At 30.4% G+C, this 20,045-nt stretch carries 19 protein-coding genes and 1 riboswitch; of the genes, 12 read left to right on the top strand and 7 right to left on the bottom strand.

From position 1 onward, the window contains the following. Position 1 precedes the first annotated feature (1 nt). The 4 genes from L992_RS04135 to L992_RS04120 form a co-directional block, all read right to left on the bottom strand. Positions 2-658, bottom strand: coding sequence for a riboflavin synthase (locus tag L992_RS04135; RefSeq protein ID WP_047384169.1), 657 nt, complete (start codon positions 656-658; stop codon positions 2-4). Then, a complete protein-coding gene (ribD, locus tag L992_RS04130) occupies positions 643-1,725 on the bottom strand; it encodes a bifunctional diaminohydroxyphosphoribosylaminopyrimidine deaminase/5-amino-6-(5-phosphoribosylamino)uracil reductase RibD (RefSeq protein WP_047394655.1) in 1,083 nt (360 codons plus the stop codon). The genes L992_RS04135 and ribD overlap by 16 nt, the downstream gene beginning before the upstream one ends. A 17-nt stretch (positions 1,726-1,742) precedes the next feature. Then, positions 1,743-2,216 carry a 6,7-dimethyl-8-ribityllumazine synthase gene (gene ribE / locus L992_RS04125; protein WP_047394586.1) on the bottom strand — a complete coding sequence of 158 codons (474 nt, stop codon included), beginning with the start codon at positions 2,214-2,216 and terminating at the stop codon, positions 1,743-1,745. Between the two features lie 88 nt (positions 2,217-2,304). Then, positions 2,305-2,433: riboswitch (FMN riboswitch) on the bottom strand. Positions 2,434-2,494: 61 nt separating this feature from the next. Further along, positions 2,495-3,322: an N-acetylmuramoyl-L-alanine amidase gene (locus tag L992_RS04120; protein WP_369797064.1), complete on the bottom strand. Its 828-nt coding sequence runs from the start codon at positions 3,320-3,322 to the stop codon at positions 2,495-2,497. Between the two features lie 160 nt (positions 3,323-3,482). Here L992_RS04120 and L992_RS04115 point away from each other — a divergent pair, with 160 nt between their 5' ends. After that, positions 3,483-3,758, top strand: a complete 276-nt coding sequence (locus L992_RS04115) for an HU family DNA-binding protein (protein WP_023049818.1) — start codon at positions 3,483-3,485, stop codon at positions 3,756-3,758. A gap of 131 nt (positions 3,759-3,889) precedes the next feature. Beyond that, positions 3,890-5,950, top strand: a complete 2,061-nt coding sequence (gene fusA, locus L992_RS04110) for an elongation factor G (RefSeq protein ID WP_047384178.1) — start codon at positions 3,890-3,892, stop codon at positions 5,948-5,950. 48 nt (positions 5,951-5,998) lie between these two features. Here fusA and L992_RS04105 read toward each other — a convergent pair whose 3' ends face one another. The 3 genes from L992_RS04105 to L992_RS04095 form a co-directional block, all read right to left on the bottom strand. Further along, entirely contained in the window at positions 5,999-6,964 is a 966-nt protein-coding gene (locus tag L992_RS04105) for a magnesium transporter CorA family protein (protein WP_047384180.1), read from the bottom strand. Between the two features lie 23 nt (positions 6,965-6,987). Beyond that, entirely contained in the window at positions 6,988-8,082 is a 1,095-nt protein-coding gene (locus L992_RS04100) for a DNA polymerase III subunit beta (protein ID WP_047384182.1), read from the bottom strand. Between the two features lie 102 nt (positions 8,083-8,184). Beyond that, positions 8,185-9,213, bottom strand: coding sequence for an extracellular solute-binding protein (locus tag L992_RS04095; protein WP_047384184.1), 1,029 nt, complete (start codon positions 9,211-9,213; stop codon positions 8,185-8,187). Positions 9,214-9,380: 167 nt separating this feature from the next. On the opposite strand from L992_RS04095, the gene L992_RS04090 reads away from it, so the two are divergent. The 10 genes from L992_RS04090 to L992_RS04045 all read left to right on the top strand — a co-directional run bounded on the left by L992_RS04090 (position 9,381) and on the right by L992_RS04045 (position 20,011). After that, entirely contained in the window at positions 9,381-10,145 is a 765-nt protein-coding gene (locus L992_RS04090) for an RNA methyltransferase (RefSeq protein ID WP_047394583.1), read from the top strand. A 22-nt stretch (positions 10,146-10,167) separates the two neighbouring features. Beyond that, the gene (locus tag L992_RS04085) at positions 10,168-10,947 is read left to right on the top strand and encodes a Cof-type HAD-IIB family hydrolase (RefSeq protein ID WP_047394580.1); all 780 of its coding nucleotides are present in this window, start codon (positions 10,168-10,170) and stop codon (positions 10,945-10,947) included. 24 nt (positions 10,948-10,971) lie between these two features. Then, positions 10,972-12,252, top strand: a complete 1,281-nt coding sequence (locus L992_RS04080; RefSeq protein WP_047384190.1) for a hypothetical protein — start codon at positions 10,972-10,974, stop codon at positions 12,250-12,252. Further along, positions 12,242-13,096 (top strand): VacJ family lipoprotein, encoded by an 855-nt coding sequence (locus L992_RS04075; protein WP_047384192.1) that lies wholly within the window; start codon positions 12,242-12,244, stop codon positions 13,094-13,096. Before L992_RS04080 ends, L992_RS04075 begins: the two co-directional genes overlap by 11 nt. 25 nt (positions 13,097-13,121) lie before the next feature. Beyond that, a complete protein-coding gene (gene pepV, locus L992_RS04070; protein ID WP_047384194.1) occupies positions 13,122-14,513 on the top strand; it encodes a dipeptidase PepV in 1,392 nt (463 codons plus the stop codon). A 245-nt stretch (positions 14,514-14,758) separates the two neighbouring features. Continuing rightward, a complete protein-coding gene (locus tag L992_RS04065) occupies positions 14,759-15,913 on the top strand; it encodes a DUF3798 domain-containing protein (RefSeq protein ID WP_369797063.1) in 1,155 nt (384 codons plus the stop codon). Between the two features lie 79 nt (positions 15,914-15,992). Beyond that, positions 15,993-17,594 (top strand): sugar ABC transporter ATP-binding protein, encoded by a 1,602-nt coding sequence (locus L992_RS04060; RefSeq protein WP_047394578.1) that lies wholly within the window; start codon positions 15,993-15,995, stop codon positions 17,592-17,594. Beyond that, entirely contained in the window at positions 17,578-18,600 is a 1,023-nt protein-coding gene (locus L992_RS04055) for an ABC transporter (protein ID WP_047384200.1), read from the top strand. The genes L992_RS04060 and L992_RS04055 overlap by 17 nt, the downstream gene beginning before the upstream one ends. Further along, the gene (locus L992_RS04050) at positions 18,600-19,664 is read left to right on the top strand and encodes an ABC transporter permease (protein WP_047384201.1); all 1,065 of its coding nucleotides are present in this window, start codon (positions 18,600-18,602) and stop codon (positions 19,662-19,664) included. The genes L992_RS04055 and L992_RS04050 overlap by 1 nt, the downstream gene beginning before the upstream one ends. Beyond that, the gene (locus L992_RS04045; protein ID WP_047394576.1) at positions 19,661-20,011 is read left to right on the top strand and encodes a DUF6672 family protein; all 351 of its coding nucleotides are present in this window, start codon (positions 19,661-19,663) and stop codon (positions 20,009-20,011) included. The genes L992_RS04050 and L992_RS04045 overlap by 4 nt, the downstream gene beginning before the upstream one ends. Positions 20,012-20,045 lie beyond the last annotated feature (34 nt).

The following is a 20,045-nucleotide window of genomic DNA, read 5'->3' as shown; positions in this document are numbered from 1 at the left end:
ATTAGAAAAAACCATTTTCAGCTAAAAAATTTTTAGAGAGATTTGATTTAGGTTTTTCATCATTTTGTTCTCTACTCAGGAGCAATTTTTCAAGATGTTTACCAATAAGATCTGTTTCAACATTTATATTTTGCCCAATGTTTTTAAATCCAAGAGTAATAGATTTTTGAGTATGTGGTATTAAAGAAACGGTAAAGGTTGTATCAGTTAGAGATGCAACAGTTAAAGAGGCTCCATCTAAAGTCACTCTACCTTTATAAACAACATATTTCATAAATTCTTTTGGAATTTCAACAGTATATTTTTTTGCAAATCCATCACTACAGATATCAGTAATTTTTCCAGTACAGTCAACATCACCAGTTACTAGATGTCCGCCCAAATAGGATTGCAAAGTAAGAGATTTCTCTAAATTTACAAGTGAACCAATTTTAAGTTCGTTTAATCCCGAAACTCTAAGAGATTCATTCATAACATTTGCTGTAAAAGAGCTTGAAGTAGTTTCTACTACTGTTAGACAAACTCCATTTGTTGCAATGCTATCACCTAGCTTTACATTGGTTAAAACCTTATTACAAGAAACGGTGATGTTAGCTCCTGCAGAAGTTTTTTCAATAGAAATTATTTTTCCAAGTTCTTCAACTAAACCGGTAAACATCCTTCCTCCTTATAAAACTCAAACCCAATATTATTATCATAAAGATTTATTTTAATATTGTCTAAATTGAAAGCACTATTGATGTTTAGAGGTGAAAAATCCGATATGAATGGAATTGCAGAGTTGTCGCCTAAAATTTTGGGTGCAATCATAATCTCTCCTCCATCAAATAGATTTTCTTTAAAAAATGAACTGATAACTCCACTTCCACCTTCGACAAGAATAGAATCAATATTATATGAGCTTATTTTTTTTAAAATATCTTTTAGATTTTCATCATCTGAAAATGTAATAAATTTAATAAAGAAATCTTTTTCTAATTTTTGAAAAAGCTCTTTATCCATATTTTTTTTATTAGTGATGATAAATGTTTTTTTATCAGAATTATTTTGAATAATTTTATAATCTTCATTAATAATCAGATCTTTGTCTAGAATTAATCTATATGGATTTCGATTTCCAGAAGTTTTACATGTAAGAGAAGGATTGTCTTGAATTACAGTATTAGCTCCAACTAAAACTCCAGAAAAGAAATTTCTATATTTTTCAACTTTTTCTCTAGCTAGAGAGTTTGTTATCCATTGAGAAGAGTAATTTCTAGTAGCGATTTTACCATCTAATGTAATTCCAACTTTTAAGAAGATATAGGGGATTTTTTCTTTGATAAACTTAAAAAAAACTTTGTTTAAATTTATAGCTTCTTTTTCTAAAATACCTATAATAACTTCAATACCCGCATCTTTAAGTTGTTTAATACCTCGCCCGCTAACAAGAGGATTGGGATCAAGAGTAGCGATAACACATCTTTTTATATTAGATTTTATAATAAGTTCTGTACACGGTGGAGTTTTTCCATAGTGAGAACAAGGTTCTAATGTAACGTATAGAGTAGCTCCTTCAGTGATAGTAGCATTTGAGATAGCATTTACCTCAGCATGCGGACCACCGAAAATTTGATGATAACCTGTAGATAAAATCTCATCATTTTTTACAAGAACAGCTCCAACAAGGGGATTTGGATTAACAAATCCAAATCCTTTCTTAGCTTCTTCTATAGCTATTTTCATAAAATGTTCATGCATAATTATGCCTCAGATATAGTTCTAATAAGATTAACAGTTTCAATAGCAGAGATTCCAGCGTCGAATCCTTTGTTTCCAGCTTTAGTACCTGCTCTCTCAATAGCTTCTTCAATAGAGTTTACTGTTAGAACTCCAAATATTACTGGAATTCCAGAATCTAGAGATACTGATGCAACTCCTTTTGATACTTCAGAACAAACATAATCAAAGTGAGGTGTAGCTCCTCTAATAACAGCTCCAAGAGTGATAACAACATCAAACTTATTTGTTTCTACCATTTTTTTTGCGATAAGAGGTATTTCAAAAGCACCAGGAACCCAAGAAACATGGATGTTTTCTTCGTTAACAGAGTGTCTTTTAAGAGCATCGATAGCTCCACCTAAAAGTTTAGAAACAATAAATTCATTGAATCTAGCACAAACGATACCTACCTTTAAATTTTCTCCTACAAAATTACCTTCATAAATTTTTACCATTTTAGTCCTCCTCAAATTTTTTATAAAAAAAAACCGAAGATAGACTTCGGGCTAAAAAAGCGATAGCTTAGAAAAATTGTGCATAAAAAAAACACTTCTTCCATCCAGACTATACTGTCGGTTTTGGAGTTTCACCAAATCAAACCCGAAGGTTTCGCGGACTATAACCGCCGGTCGGGAATTGCCATGAGTGGCTCACCCTGCCCTGAAGTTTATCTATCATATTTTAATATTGTTGACTTGATTATAAAACATATTTTCTTGTTTTGTCAATAAAATTATTTATACTTTCTATTTAGAGCCTTTAAAATAGCAAAAGTTTCAAGATCAAAAACACCATCCACTTTTCTAGGTCTAAAGTGCATTTGGAATGCAGCAATTACTTTTTTACTCTCTAAATCCCAAATGTCAGTTGAATTAATAGTGTAGCCATATTTTTCAAGTTCTTTTTTTAATGCTTCGACTGAATATGAATCAAAAAGTTTTTGTGAATAATAGTGATTGAAATCTTTTTGGTTATACCAAGCTCCTACTCCATATTTATCATAAAGATGTTTCCATGGGAATTTAGGACCAGGATCAAATTTTCTAGTTGGAGCTATATCAGAGTGACCTAAAATATATTTAGGATTGATTTTATACTTTGCAGTAAGCTCTTTAAGCAACATTCCAATCTTAAATATCTGTGCGTCATTGTAAGGATAAAACATTGTAATATCAACCATACCCTCTTTTAAATTTGAAGTTTTCTGTTTACTAGCATTTGAATAACCTAAATTTGAAATCTCAATACCAATTGAGTTATCATTTAAATTTTTGTAACCATCGAAGGAACTTGCACCAGCATGCCAAGCTCTTTTAGTATCTGGAACTAAAGAATAAACAGGATCCTCTCTTTTTTGTGTGACCAAGTAGTGCGAACTGACATTATTTTTTGTTAAAGCAGTGATCGAACGTTCGTCATTTAGAGCTGTGTAGTGTAAAATGATAAATCTAACTCGTTCATTGTATGATTTTGACTGGTATTTAGACGAATTCACGCTGTATTTTAGCGATGTGCACGAAGATAAAACAAGGGTGAAAATCAAAAAAATCAATTTTTTCATCATTAAAAAGAACCTCCTCATCTTTAGTATAAATTGATTATATAACAAAATATCAAAAAAATCCAAAAAAACCTAAAAAACATTTGAAATTAATTGGTTTATATGATATAAATGACTGTACTTAATTACAATAATAGAAGCATTTTAGGAGGAAAATATAATGACAAAAAAAGAGTTTGCGAAAGTATTATTTGAGAAAGGTGTATTCTCTTCAAAAGCTGAAGCGGAAAGAAAATTAGATTCAGTTCTAGTTACAATAGAGGAAACTTTACAAGCTGGAGAAGAAATCAACTTCATCGGATGGGGAAAATTTGAAGTAGTTGAAAGACCAGAAAGAACAGGAAGAAACCCTAAAACTGGAGAAGAAATTAAAATAGAAGCTAAGAAAACTGTAAAGTTCAAAGCAGGAAAGTCTTTAGTAGACAAAATGAACTAATAGTTCTTTGTAAAACCGAGAGAAATCTCGGTTTTTTTTATTTTCTTTTATAATTCCTATTGACTTATTTGAAAATATTAGCTATATAAGTACTAATGTAAAAAATCTCTTAAAAAATAGGAGGAACAAATATGATTAGTTATGAAATGAGTGAAATAAGGAATATAACTCTGTTAGGGCATCGTGGAAGTGGAAAAAGTAGTTTAGTAGAGGCCATGCTATACATATCTAATACAACCTCTAAAATGGGAAGTGTAGATTCTCAGACGAGTACATCAGATTTTGATAAAGAGGAGATGAAACAAGGATTTTCAATAAATACATCAGTTATACCTTTGGAGTATTTAGGCCATAAGTATAACATATTGGATACACCTGGATATTCAGATTTTACAGGAGAAGTATCTTCAGCTTTAGCAGTTTCAGGAGGAGCAGTATTAGTTATAAATGGTGCTGCTGGAGTAGAAGTTGGAACAGAAAGAGCTTGGAGAATGTTAGAAGAGGAAGGAATTCCGAGAGTTATTTTCATAAATAAAATGAATAAAGGTGTACATAATTATGAAAAATTACTATATGATTTAAAGGAAAAATTTGGAAAAAAAGTTGCTCCATTCTGTATTCCAATAGGTTTTGAAGAGGAGTTTAAAGGATTCGTGAATGTTGTAGATTTAAAAGGTAGAATATTTAATGGAGAGAATTGCGTTGATGCACCAATTCCTGAAGATATAGATGTTTCAGAGGTGAGGAGCCTATTGCTAGAAGCTATAGCAGAGACAGATGAAAATCTTTTGAATAAATATTTTTTAGGAGAAGAGTTCACAGATGAAGAGATAAGAAAAGGGTTACACGATGGTGTAGTTTCCGGAGAGATCGTACCAATCGTAATAGGGTCTGCGAGCAATGGAATAGGTGTAAGAACGTTATTTGAGATGATGTATAATTATCTACCTACTCCACAAGAGGTAAATGGAGGAGTAAAGGTAGGATATACAATAGAGAGTAATGAAAAAATAGAAAGAGCAGTAGATGTAAATGAAGCATTTTCAGCTATCATCTTTAAAACAATAGTAGATCCATATATGGGGAAGATATCACTATTTAAAGTTAATTCAGGAGTAATAAAAAAAGATGACGAGGTTATAATTTCAAATAAAAATATCAAGGTTAAAGTAGGGAATATATCTTTCTTTAGAGGAGGAAAGCAAATAACTGCGGAAGAGGTTAGAGCTGGAGATATTGGAGCTGTCACAAAACTTCAAGAAGCGCAAACAGGAGATACACTTTGTGATAAAGAACATCCGATTATATATAATATTATAGATTTTCCAAAACCTTGTTTATATATGTCAATTATACCAAAAGAAAAAAATGATGATGATAAATTAAGTGGAGCAATTCAAAGATTGATGGATGAAGATCCTTCATTTTCAATTCAGAGAAATTTTGAGACAAAAGAATTTATAATAGGGGGACAGGGAGAAAAACACTTGAATATACTTCTGAATAAACTTCAAAATAAATTTGGAGTTAATGCTATATTAAAAGAACCAGAGGTGTCTTATAGAGAAACTATAAAAAATATTGTAGAAGCTCAAGGTCGGCATAAAAAACAATCTGGTGGGGCAGGACAATTTGGAGAGGTATTTATAAAATTTGAACCTCATGAAGATGAATTTAACTTTGCAGATGATATACATGGAGGAGTTGTTCCTAAGACTTATATTCCAGCAGTGGAAAAAGGACTTTTAGAAGCTAAAACTAAAGGTAAATTAGCTGGATATCCAGTAATAAATATAAAAGCAACTCTTTATGATGGATCATATCATCCTGTGGATTCGAATGAAATATCTTTTAAACAAGCTGCTATATTGGCTTTTAGAAAAGGAATGGAAACTGCTAGATGTGTTTTATTAGAGCCAATAGTTAAGATGGAAATAGTAGCTCCAGACGAGTATATAGGAGACATAATGGGAGATATGAATAAAAGAAGGGGGCGAATCTTAGGAATGGAACCTAAAGCGTACTCTGAGCAACTTTTGACAGTTGAGGTTCCAGAAAGTGAGATTTTGAAATATGCGATAGATTTAAAATCTTTAACTCAAGGCAGAGGAAGATTTGAATATAACTTTTTAAAGTACGAGGAATTACAAGACAATTTAGCTCAAAAAATAATAGATATTAGAAAAGGATAAAAATAAAAGCTCAAAACTTTTAAAATAAAGTTTTGAGCTTTTTTTAATTTAAAACAACTCTTTTTTAAATAAAATCCAAGTTATAAAAATTCCACATGCAATAGCAACTAGAACAACCCATAAAAAACCATAGGTATCACTAGCGAATGGAACTCCACCAACGTTCATTCCCCATAACCCAGAAACTACTGTAGGAATCGCGAAAACTATAGTTATAGATGTAAGTTTTTTCATTACTATATTTAAGTTATTTGACATAACTGTTGAAAAAGCATCTCTAGTTCCACTTAAAATACTAGAGTAGATATTCGCCATTTCAATAGCTTGCTTTGTTTCTATAATTACGTCTTCTAAGAGCTCTAGATCATCCGGATACCTTTTAACAATCTCTGTTCTCATCATTCTTTCTAAAACAGCTTCATTAGATTTTAAAGATGTCGTGAAATATACCAAACTTTTTTCCAATTCCAAGAGAAGCATAAGTTCTTGATTTCTAAGATTATTTTTTAGTTGTCTCTCTATATTGTCACTTATTCTACCAATCTGTTTAAGATATAGTAAAAAATAAGTAGAGTTTCTAAATAGCATTTGTAAAATAAATCTAGTTTTCTTAAATGTAAAGAAACTTTTAATTCTTCCTTGAACAAACTCTTCTATAAGAGAAAGTTTAACTGTTGAAACAGTCAATATATGATCTTTTAACAAGATAATTCCTAAAGGAACCGTTGTAAAAGAGCAACGATTATTTTCATCGTGAATAGGAACATCAATAATTACAAGGATGATATCGTCATCAATCTCTAAACGTGCTTTTTCTTCTTCATCTAGAGCTGCTCTGATGTGTTCTTCAGGAATATCAAAGCTATTAGTAACTACTTTAATCTCTTCTTCCGTTGGATTAGAAAGATGTATCCAAGTATTTTTTTCAGTGAGTTTTTCAACCTCTAAAGTTTCAGAAATCGAAAAAAGTTTTTTTTCTAAAATATCGTTATGACTTTTATAAATTTTTATCATAGAACCACCTAACTTTAAATTTTTTAGTCTCTTAAAGCCAGAGGCATTAAAATATATTTATAAGAGTTATTATCTCTTTCTGTAATTTCAAACATTGCTGCTGATGAATTTCCTTTTATGAAAACATTTGTATTTAAATTTTCAACAAATTCGAATAGGAATTTAACATTAAGAGAACATTTGAAGTCGTCTCCAAGTTTAATCATATCAACTTTTTGGTTTATTTTAGCTTTTCCAGAAGAAGCTGAAATAGATAATTTTTTACCTTTGAATTCAAGAATAGCTCCATTTTTAGATTCGTTACTAGTTCTAGCAACAGTTAAAACCTTTTTTAGAGCACTTTTAAAGTCATTATAATTAAACTCCATCTCTTTACTGAAGCTATTTCCACAAAGTATAGCGTCGAAGTTAGGGAATGGAAGTGTTGTAATTTTAGTTAAGAAATATGTATTTTCCCATAGGAAAATTAAATTATCTCCACTAGCTCCAATAAGAATATCTTCGTTCAAATCTTTTATAAGTTTACATAAAATATTAACAGATTCAAGAGGAATAGAGAAATCTTTATCTAATAAAGCAGTATTATCTGTTTTTAGATATGTTAATCTATATGAATCCGTTGAAACAAATGATATACGATCTTGTCTGAAAAGAACTCTTATACAGTTGATAGCTAAATTTTCAGCAGATGGTGCAACTGAGAACTTAGTTTTTTCTAAACTTTTGTAAAGTTCTTGAGGAGAGATTTTAGCAATTTCATCTATAACAGGTAACTTTAAATTTTCAGGGAAGTTATCGTTATAAAGTAAAGTGAATTCAGCTAAATGTATTGATAGAATATCATTTTTAGATGAAAGAGAAATTACTTCATCGTCTAAAAGTTTGATATATTCTAAAGCTAAGTTTGGCTTAAATATAACAATACCATCTTCAATTGTCTCGCAGTGGATAGTCTTTATATAGTTGACATCTAAATTTGTTCCAGTGAAAGTTACTTTACCGTTATTAGATTCTATTTTTAAACCTGAAATGATAGGTTTGATTGGATTATCTTTTAAGATATTAATAAATTCAGAGAAAATTTCAATTAAGTCATTTCTTCTAATATTAAAATTCATAGGGTACCTCCTAAAACTATTCTTTTTTAAAATTATACACTATAAATAAGAGCCTTACAAGAAATAAAAAAGCCTAACTTAAAAATAAGTTAGGCTTAAAAATTAATCTATTAAAACTTCTTGCCAATATTTACTTTGAATATCTAGTGTGTTTTTGATATCTCTTAAGATATCTGTATGAGATAGATCTTCGATAGTGTATATAGGTTCTACAGTTATTAATTCTCTAGCTGGAACATTTATAGATGGAACTCTTAAGTGTTCTGCAACGAGCTTATAGTTCTCAGGTCTGTGAATGAAATCTAAGAACTTATATGCTGCTTCTTTATTTGGAGCAGTTTTAGGAATAACAAATGAATCAATATAAGCTGTTCCACCTTTTTCAGGAATAATAAACTCAGTTTTTTCTAACTGTTCATCTGTTAATTCGTTCAATACATTATCAGGATAACAGTGAACAACCCAGAATTCTCCGTTAGCAAATCCTTTTCCGAATGATTCAGAATCAAATTTTGCGATATTCTTTTTCCATTCTTTAACTAGTTGTGCAGCAGCAGCAATAGCAGCTTCGTCTTCTGTCGTTTGAGGATATCCTAAAGTTCCTAAAGCAGATGTCATAACTTCTCTCATATCATCAAGTAGAGTCATTTTTCCTTTGTACTCAGTTTTATTATAGATAGTAAAGTCTCTTGGAAAATCTTTAACATATTCTGTGTTAATAGCAATTGTTGTAGCACCCATAGCAAATGGGAATGCATAATCGTTATTAGTATCGAAATATTGTAATTTTTCAAATACCATAGGATCTATATTTTTTAATGATGGTAATTTTGTTTTATCAAGTTTATCAATCATTCCATCGTTCATTAAAATTTCAGCGTAATCAGTTGATGGAGTTAAGATATCGTAACCAGTTCCTCCAGCTTTAATTTTTGCAAACATCTCTTCGTTTGATGAATAGATATCTTCAACTACTTTAATACCCGTTTCTTTTTGGAAATCGTCATAAATCTTAGCAGGAATATAATCAGCCCATCCATAAAGATATAGAACATTTTCATTTTTTTGTTTTTCTTTACCACAAGAAAGAAGTAAAAAAATCAAAGATAGTAAAATTATTATTTTTTTCACTTAAACCTCCCTAAAAATTTAAATTTTATAATCAATGAAAATTGTATTATATTTTTTAGGTATAGTCAAGTAGGAAATGAATTGTAAAGGATTATTTAACTAGAAAATAATACGGAATTCATGTATAATCTTAAATAAAAGATATTAGAGTTTTAGGAGAGAGAAAAGTGGATATAATAACAAGTAAAGATAATGAAGTTTATAAAGGCTTGAAGAAGTTAAAAACGAAAAAATATAGAGATTTAGAGCAATTATTCTTAGCAGAGGGAAGAAAATTTTTAGAGTTTAAAGAAACACCAAAAATGATTATTTTCAAAGAGGGGATAGCAGAAGAAGTTGTAGAAATGGCTAAGGATCACGATTGTAAAAAAATAATATTGGGAGAAAAACTATTTAAAGAGTTAACATCTCAAGAAAATTCTCAAGGAGTAATAATTTGCTATAATTCAAAAGCAAATCAGTTAGATGATTTGACAGATAATGTTGTGGTATTAAATAGAGTAGCGGACCCAGGTAACTTAGGTACAATAATAAGAGTAGCTGATGCAGCAGGATTCAAAGATATTATACTTACTAAAGGAAGTGTTGATTGTTATAATGACAAAACAGTAAGAAGTAGCATGGGATCAATATTAAGTATGAATATATATTATATTGAAGAGGAAAAAATTGTAGATTTATTAAAAAATAAAGGATATAAAATAGTTGTAACAGCTTTAGAAGAGGATTCGATTCCGTATACAAAAATGAAGCTAGAAAAGAAAAATGCTTTTATATTTGGAAATGAAGGAGATGGAGTTTCTCAGAGTATAATACAACTTAGTGATGAAAAAGTTATAATTCCTATATATGGAACTGCTGAATCGCTGAATGTAGCTATGGCAACAGGAATACTTTTGTATGATGTTAGAAATAGATTAGAAAATAGATAAAAAAATTGGGGGAGAGTTTAAAATGATAAAATTGGTTGTAACAGATATGGATGGAACTTTTTTAGACGATGAAAAAAAATTTTCAGATGAATTTTGGAATATATTTCAAAAAATGGAAGAAAAGAATATAAAATTTGTTGTTGCAAGTGGAAGACAATATCAAAATTTAAAGAAAAATTTTGATAAAATTAAAGATAAAATTGTTTTTATTGCTGAAAATGGAAGTTATGTTGTACAGAATGAAGAAGAGATTTATTCAAGAGTTTTAACAGTAGAGATGATTGAAAAATATGTAGGAATCGGAAGAAAAATACCTACGACAGATATCGTTCTTTGTGGAAAGAAGTCAGCATACATAGAATCAAAAAATCCAAAATTTTTAAAAGAAGTTGAAAAATATTACGAAGAAAGAGAGATAGTTGAAGATCTTTTAGATGTAAAACATGATGAGATAATAAAAATTGCATTTTGTGATCTAACAGGAACAGAAGAACATGTATTTCCACACGTAAAAAATGAAATTGATTGTCAAGTTGTTGTTTCGGGAGAGATTTGGTTAGATGTTAGTCATTTAGAATCTAATAAAGGAATTGCATTAGAAGCCTTACAATTAGAGTTAGATATCTCTTATGATGAAACAATGATATTTGGAGATTATTTAAATGACTACGATATGATGAAAAAAGGTAAATATAGCTTTGCTATGGAGAATGCTCATGATGAAATAAAAAAAATAGCAAATTTCATGGCTAAAAGTAATAATGAAAGCGGTGTATTAGAGGAATTAAAAAAAATTATTTAAATGACTAATAAGGGAGGCTTTTAAATGACAAGATACTTAAAAATTATATTTATGTTAATTTTAACTGTTAATATTTTTGCAGAGTATAAGTTTCCAATGAAAAATCCTTATATAGCTACAATTGTAGGTAGTTCGAAAATAATGACAGATGGAATTCCAGAAGAAGTACCAACTAAAGAGTTTAATATATTGACTCCAAGAAGTAAAAATATACCAGCTAACTTATGGTATGATCAAGGATTTAAATTTTCATTGAGTAAACAAAAAGGAAAGGCACCATTGATATACGTTTTATCAGGAACTGGATCGGCCTACAATTCAATTAGAACCAAGAATTTTCAAAAGATATTTTATAATGCTGGTTATCATGTGTTAACAGTAACATCTACGTTTAACTCTAATTTTATTTTAAATGTATCTAACAGTAGAGTTCCTGGAGTACTGATTCAAGATGGATTAGACTTATATAATATTATGGGTGATATGTTAGATAAAGTAAAGTTAGAAGAAAAACTAGAGATAACAGATATATATTTAATGGGATATAGTATGGGAGCAACTCATTCAGCAGTACTATCATATTTAGATTCAGTTGGAAAAGATTTCAATTTTAAAAGGGTATATATGGTAAATCCAGCTATAAATTTATATCATTCAGCTACTGTATTAGATGATATGCTTATAAAAAATATAAAGGATAAGGGTGAAATTTCAAAAATAGTGGATGAAGTAATGGAGGCTGTAAAGAGAAATATATCGCCGAGTGATTTACAAATTACTGAAGAAAGTATATATTCAATTTTTGAAAAACAAAAATTATCCGATAAGGAGATGGAACGTTTAATTGGATTAGCTTTTAATTTAACATCAATAGATTTGAACTATATAGTGGATCAAATAAATGGAACACACGTTTATTCTAAAACAAAACCAAAAAAATTTGAGAATATGTTTAAATATTTTGAAGCAATTAATTTTGCTAATTTTAGTGACTATTTAAATAATTTAGCTTATCCGTACTATTTGAAAATATTGGGTGGAGATTTAAAATTTAATGATATTGTAAAATATGGTGACCTAAGAATAATACGAGCTTATTTGCAAAATGAGAAAAAAATAGTAGCTGTAACGAATGAAGATGATTTTATATTAGCAGAGAGAGATAAAGAGTTCATAGAAACTGTATTTAAAGATAGAGCGTTAATATATCCAGTTGGAGGACATTGTGGAAATATGTTTTATCAAACAAATGTAGAGAAGATGTTAGAATTCTTGAAAACGGGGGTGTTTAACAATGAACTTTAAAAAAGTTTTTGTAATTCTAAACTGTTTATTTGTTATTGGTTGTTCATCTATGAGGAAAACCCCAGAAAGCTCTGTTCAAGTTTCCGAAAGAAGGAACATCACTGAAAAAGTATATGTCGATAAAAGGGAATATTTGAAATTATCTGTTGGAAAAGAGATAATGCAATCTCCAGAAATGTCAAACAGAGAAATTGCTGATTATAAAGAGGTAAATGGAACTAAATTTATAGAGGTTTATGACCCGTTAGAACCTTTAAATAGAAGGATTTACTATTTTAATTATTATCTAGATAAGTATGTTTTGATACCAGCAGTGAATACGTATGAGTACGTAACACCAAATTTTGTCCAAAAAGGTGTGTCAAACTTCTTTTCGAATCTGCAAGAAATAAACACTTTTTTAAATTCCCTCTTACAATTTGAAGGAAAAAAGGCTACAATAACATTAGCTAGATTTGGAATAAACTCTACATTTGGAGTTTTAGGATTGTTTGATGTAGCGTCTGCTTTGGAGTTACCAAAAACTTATGAAGACTTTGGATTGACATTAGCAAAATATGGAGTAGGAAATGGTCCGTATTTAGTTTTACCAGGATTTGGACCATCTAATTTGAGAGATACAACAGGTAAGGCTACGGGAATATTAACTATTTCAGAAATAAATCCATATGATAATCCAGTAGGAGTAGATATAACACATCCAGCTGTAAGTGGAATGAGCGCAATAAATGCAAGACAAGAGAATAAGAATTTTAGATACTATGGAACTGGAAGTCCATTTGAGTATGAGTATGTAAGATATTTCTATACAAAATATAGGGATACATTAGTAGATATAAAGTAAAGAATCAATGGGAGAGGTGGAAAAATTGAATTTACAAGAGTTAGTATTGAATTACAAGGAAGAGGTTGTAAAATCGATTCAAGAGTCAGTTAGAATTAAAAGTGTTCAAGAAGAACCATTAGAAGGAATGCCTTTTGGTGAGGGGCCAGCGAAGGCGTTACAGCATATGCTTAATTTAGGAAAAGAGTTAGGGTTTGAAGTTGAAAACTTTGATAACTATGCAGGTCACATTGACTTTGGAACTGGATCAGATGAAGATATGATAGGAGTTTTAGGACATGTAGATGTAGTACCTGAAGGAAAGGGTTGGGATCATCCTCCATACGAGGCTAAAATAGTTGATGGGAAAATGTATGGAAGAGGAGTTTTAGATGACAAAGGTCCTACAATAGCAGCTTTATATGCTTTAAAGGCAATAAAAGATTCAGGATTAAAATTAAATAGAAAAGTTAGGGTTATAGTAGGAGCAAACGAAGAAACAGGTTGGGGATGTATGAATCATTACTTCGGTAAGTTAAATATGCCACAACCAGCAATGGCATTTACTCCAGACTCATCTTTCCCAGTTACATATGCTGAAAAAGGAATACTACATTTAATGTTGAGTCAAGAATATAATGAAGAGTTAGATTTCTCTATAAAAGGTGGAGTTGCGTTTAATTCGGTTCCAGATTCAGCTGTAGCAGAGTTTCCAATATCAATGAGAGATGATATTTTTACAAATCTGAATATATATAATGAAGGAAAAGATTTTAAAATATCGGCAACAGAAAAAGATGGAAAGATAGAGGTAGTTTCTTTAGGAAAAGCATCACATGGAGCTAGACCATCGAATGGTTATAACGCAATATCAGCACTATTTTCGTTTTTAACAATGCTTCAAATAGAGGATTCTAAATTAAAGAATTTAGTTAATTTCTTCAATGAATACATAAAAATGGATTATTCAGGAGAGGGATTAGGAATTAACTTTAAAGATGAGCCATCTGGAGTATTGACATTAACAATTGGAAAAATAGAGTGTGAAGATAAAAAAGTGATGTTTGGGTTTGATATTAGATACCCGGTTACATTCACGAAGGAACAAGTTATAGAAGAGGTTGAAAAAAGAGCTAAAAATATGGATTTAAATGTAACTGTAAGATCACAAAAAAATCCATTATATGTACCAAAAGATAGTTTCTTAGTTACAACATTGATGGATATCTATAAGGATATAACTGGAGATGTTGATGCTGAACCTGTTTCTATAGGTGGAGGAACATATGCAAGAGCAGTAACAAATGGAGTTGCTTTTGGAGCACTACTAAAAGATCAAGAGGATAATATGCATCAAAAAAATGAATATTTAGAGCTAGATAAGTTAGATACTTGGTTAAAAATATATGTTCAAGCAATATACGATTTAGCAAAATAAAGTGTATTAAAAAACTGCAGTGATGCAGTTTTTTTTATTTTTTGAAAATAAAAAAAGAACAAAAATGCTAAAAAAATAGTATCTTGAGGAAAGTGATTTCTACATAAGTACTAATTATATATTTAGTTAATACATGGATAATAAAAATATATTTTTAAAAACTGTTCAATTGAAATATATTTATCGGAAAGAAAAAAATAAATATAGGGAGGGAGAGGTAAATGAAAAAAATATTTGTAGTTTTGATGAGTTTCTTATTTTCTTTAGTTGCATCAGCACAGGGGGCTTATCACATAGGAGTTATAACTGGAACAGTATCACAATCAGAAGATGGATTGAGAGGAGCGGAGGAAGCAATAAAGTTGTATGGAGCTGCGGATAAGGGTGGAGAGATTGTTCATGTAACATATCCAGATAACTTTATGCAAGAAATGGAGACAACAATTTCTCAGATGGTAAGTTTAGCGGATGATTCCAAAATGAAAGCAATAGTTGTAGGTGAAGCGATTCCTGGAACAGTAGAGGCATTTAGAAGAATCAGAGAGAAGAGACCAGATATATTATTATTAGCAAATTCTCCACACGAGGATCCAGAGATGATAGGAGAGGTCTCTGATCTAGTTGTAAACCCTGATAGTATAGCTAGAGGATATTTGATAGTAAAAGCAGCTAAAGAGATGGGAGCAGAGAAGTTTATGCATATATCTTTCCCAAGACATATGAGTTATGAACTTCTATCAAAAAGAAGAAATATCATGAAAGTTGCAGCTGAAGATTTAGGAATGGAGTTTATAGAGATGACAGCTCCAGATCCAGTTAGTGATGTTGGGGTAGCTGGAGCACAACAATATATTTTAGAACAAGTACCAAACTGGATTCAAAGATATGGCGATAAAACAGCATTTTTTGCTACTAATGATGCACATACAGAACCACTATTAAAAAGAGTTGCAGAGTTAGGTGGATATTTTGTTGAAGCTGATTTACCTTCGCCTACAATGGGGTATCCTGGAGCTTTAGGAATTCAATTCGCTGAAGATGAGAAAGGGAACTGGCCAAAAATATTAGAAAAAGTTGAGAAAACAGTTGTTGATAAAGGTGCAAGTGGAAGAATGGGTACATGGGCATATTCATATAACTTCTCAGTAACACTGTCTTTAGTTGATTTAGCAAAGGAGGTTATTGAAGGAAAAGCACAGATTGATGATTTTGATGCATTAAAAAGTGTTTTGGCTAAAAATACTCCTGGAGCAGAGTGGAATGGAAGTAACTACGTTGATGTTAGAGGAGTAGAGAAAGATAACTTCTATTTATTATATCAAGATACATATGTATTAGGAAAAGGTTATTTAAAGATGACAGAACTAGAAGTTCCGGAGAAATATTTTTCAATAAAATAATGGAATCTATTGACCACTAGTATCTAAGGAAATCTAGTGGTCAAATTTTTGCTAAAGGAGTATAAGGGAGTGTGATATTGTGGAAAACGAGTTACTAAGAGTCACAAATGTTTCTAAAAGTTTTGGAGAAAATGCCGTTTTAAAGGATATAAATTTTACAATAAAAGAGGGTGAAATTGTAGGATTAGTAGGTGAAAATGGGGCGGGTAAATCGACATTGATGAAGATAATTTTTGGAATGTCCGTTATTACAGAAACTGGTGGATACAATGGAGATATGTTTTTCCAAGGTAAGAAAGTTCAGTTCAAAAGTTCTTTTGATGCTTTAAATGCGGGAATAGGAATGGTTCATCAAGAATTCTCTTTAATTCCAGGATTTAAGGCTTCAGAAAATATTGTTTTAAATAGAGAAAGTTTAGAAAAATCATATTTAAAAGAAGTTTTTGGAGATAGAATAAGCAAAATAAATATTGAAAAGGATAAAGCGCGAGCTAAAGTAGCAATTTCACATTTAGGAATAGATTTGGATGTTGAAACTAAAATTGAAGATATGCCAGTGGCACACATGCAGTTTACTGAGATAGCAAGGGAGATAGAAAGAGAGAATACGAAATTATTGGTTTTAGATGAACCAACAGCAGTTCTAACAGAAAAAGAAGCGGAGATTTTGTTAAAAACTATGAAGAGGCTTGCAAGTGAAGGAATTGCAATAATATTTATAACTCATAGATTGGATGAGATAATGGAGGTTTCAGATAGAGTAATAGTATTAAGAGATGGAATAATGATGAGTGAAGTAGAAACATCAAAAACGGACGTAGATGAAATTACTAAACTTATGATTGGAAGAGATATTGGAAAAAAAGAGAAAAAAGAAGCAAAAGTTGATATAGAATCGGAGATAGTTTTAGATATAAAAAATTTGTGGGTTAATATGCCTGGAGAAAAAGTTAAAAATTTAAATTTAAAAGTAAAAAAAGGAGAGATATTAGGTCTTGGTGGTATGGCAGGGCAAGGGAAAGTCGGAGTTGCGAATGGTGTAATGGGACTGTATGAGGCTCGAGGTGAGGTTAGATATAAAGGAGAGGTATTGAATTTAAAAAATCCAAAATCGATTTTAGAGAAGGGATTATATTTTGTTTCAGAAGATAGGAAAGAGGTTGGTTTGATATTAGATGAAGAGATAGATTTGAATATAGCTTATCCATCAATTTATATAAAAGAGGAGTTTCTAAAAAGAAGATATTTTGGTTTGTTCAAAAGTATCGATAGTGAAAAGATAGAGGAGAATGCAAAAAAATATATAGATAAATTAGAAATTAAATGTGTAGGTAGCCATCAAAAAGTTGGAGAATTAAGTGGTGGTAATCAACAAAAAGTTTGTTTAGCTAAAGCGTTTACAATAAATCCAGAACTTTTGTTTATTTCAGAACCGACACGAGGAATAGATATAGGTGCTAAAAAAATAGTTTTAGAAACGCTTAAAGAGTATAACAGAGCAAGTGGGATGACCATAATTTTAACATCATCAGAGTTGGAGGAACTAAGAAGTGTTTGCGATAGAGTGGCTATTGTGACAGAGGGTGAGATTGCGGGGATATTATCTTCAGATGAGGATATATTACAATTTGGAAAACTTATGACAGGAGTGAAAGGAGGGAAAAATGATAAAAAAAATTAGTAGTATAGGACTACCAAGGATAATTATAGCGTTATTTTTATTATCATTATATATTTTAGCTCCATTCGTAGGTGTAAATTTAAAATCTGCATTTCAAGATACATTGATAAGAGTTGGTATGAATATAATTTTAGTTTTATCGTTGATTCCGATGATTCAAGGTGGAACAGGATTGAATTTTGGAATGCCATTAGGAATAGAGGCTGGATTACTAGGAGCAGTTATAAGTATTGAGTTAGGTTTAACTGGAATTTTTGGATTCTTAGGAGCTATATTGATATCAGTTCCAATATCAGTTATCTTTGGATATGGTTATGGGAAAATATTAAATAGGGTAAAAGGCGGAGAGATGATGATAGCGACTTATGTCGGATTTTCATCAGTTGCATTTATGTGTATTATGTGGTTGATACTTCCATTTAAAAAACCCGATATGATATGGGCTTATGGTGGAGAGGGACTAAGAACAACTATAAGTGTAGAGGGATATTGGAGCAAAATTTTGGGAAAGATATTGCCATATTTTCCTAATTCTAGCTATATAGGTGAGATTTTATTTTTTTTACTCTTAGCATTATTAGTTAAAGAGTTTTTTAAAACTAAAAAAGGATTAGCAATGAAAGCTGTGGGTTCAAATGAGAGATTCGCAAAATCTATAGGAGTTGATATTGACAAAACAAGAATAAACTCAGTAATTATGTCAACAGTTATAGCAGCAATAGGAATAATAGTTTATCAACAAAGTTTTGGATTTATCCAGCTTTATTTAGCACCATTTTATATGGCCTTTCCAGCTATTGCAGCTATTTTGATAGGAGGAGCATCAATAAAAAAAGCTACAATTTTTAATGTAATGATTGGAACGATTTTATTCCAAGGTGTAATAACAATGACTCCTGTAGTGATAAGTGGAGTTATAAAAACAGATATGTCTGAAACAATTAGAGTTATAATCTCAAATGGAATGATCATATATGCATTGACAAGAAAAGGGGGGAGTAATTAATGGATAAAGTACAAAAGTTTATACAAAAAAATATAGTACCACTATTTATTTTAATTTTTTTAATTTTAATAGTTCCAGTATCAAAGCTAACTCCTCACTATCTTGTTCAAGAGATGATATTGAGATTAGATAGAAATCTATTTTTAGTTTTATCGCTGTTAATTCCAATAATAGCAGGAATGGGATTAAATTTTGGAATTGTACTTGGTGCAATGGCAGGACAGATAGCTTTAATTTTCATAACAGAATGGAGAGTTGTGGGTTATCAAGGAGTATTTTTAGCTATGATTTTATCAACTCCAATAGCGGTATTATTAGGATATTTTAGTGGAAATATTTTGAATAAAGCTAAAGGAAAAGAGATGATAACTTCAATGATATTAGGTTTATTTATGAATGGAGTATATCAATTATTAGTTTTATATGGCATGGGAAGTGTCATAAAGATTTCAAATCCAAAGTTGATATTATCAAGAGGAAGTGGAATAAGAAATGCAATTGATTTACAAGGTGTTAGAAGAGGTTTAGATGCACTTTTAGAAGTAAATATATTCGGACAAAAAATCCCTGTTGCAACATTTCTAATTGTTATTTTATTATGTTTGTTCATAGTTTGGTTTAGAAAAACGAAGTTAGGGCAAGATATGAGAGCAGTTGGACAAAATATGGATATAGCTAGAGCTGCTGGAATAAATGTTGAAAGAACAAGAGTTTTAGCCATTGTTATATCTACAGTTTTAGCTGGTTTTGGACAGATAATTTACTTACAAAATATAGGTACGATGAATACTTATAATAGCCATGAACAGATAGGGATGTTTTCAATAGCAGCTCTTTTAATAGGTGGAGCATCTGCAGTAAAAGCAAGTATTCCAAATGCAATAACGGGAATAATTTTATTTCATTTACTCTTTATAATATCTCCGGTAGCAGGAAAGGAACTTATGGGATCAGCCCAGATAGGAGAATACTTTAGAGTGTTTATATCTTACGGAATAATCGCTTTGGTTTTAGTTATGCATGAGTGGAGAAGAGAGAAGGAAAGAAAAGGAGGAGAGGTATGAGAAGAATAGTTGTATTGATATCTTTTTTCTTTTCTTTAGTTTTAATAAGTTATTTTTTATACGTTAGCGGACAAGAACATACTTTGATTTTTAATAATATTTATAAAGATAAGGCTGAAAGTAAAAATATAGTTTTAAAAATAGCAGGAGAAAAGGATAAGAAAATAAGTAAAAATCGGAAAACTGTGATAGAACTTAAAGGAAAGCAACATAAATTTATAATTGAAAGTGATGGACAAATAAAAGAGGGGATTGTTAAATTTAGTTTAAATAAAGGTGCAGAAGTAGAGATAGAAAATTTTATGAAATCGGAAAATTCGTGGATAAAAGAGATTGAGCAGTACTAATTTAAAAGGAGGCAAAATAGCCTCCTTTTGTTGT

The organism is Cetobacterium sp. ZOR0034, from assembly GCF_000799075.1.
In the GTDB taxonomy this organism is placed as follows: Bacteria; Fusobacteriota; Fusobacteriia; order Fusobacteriales; family Fusobacteriaceae; genus Cetobacterium_A.
Note: the sequence above shows the minus strand (reverse complement) of the source record. Positions and strands in the feature narration are given on the sequence as shown.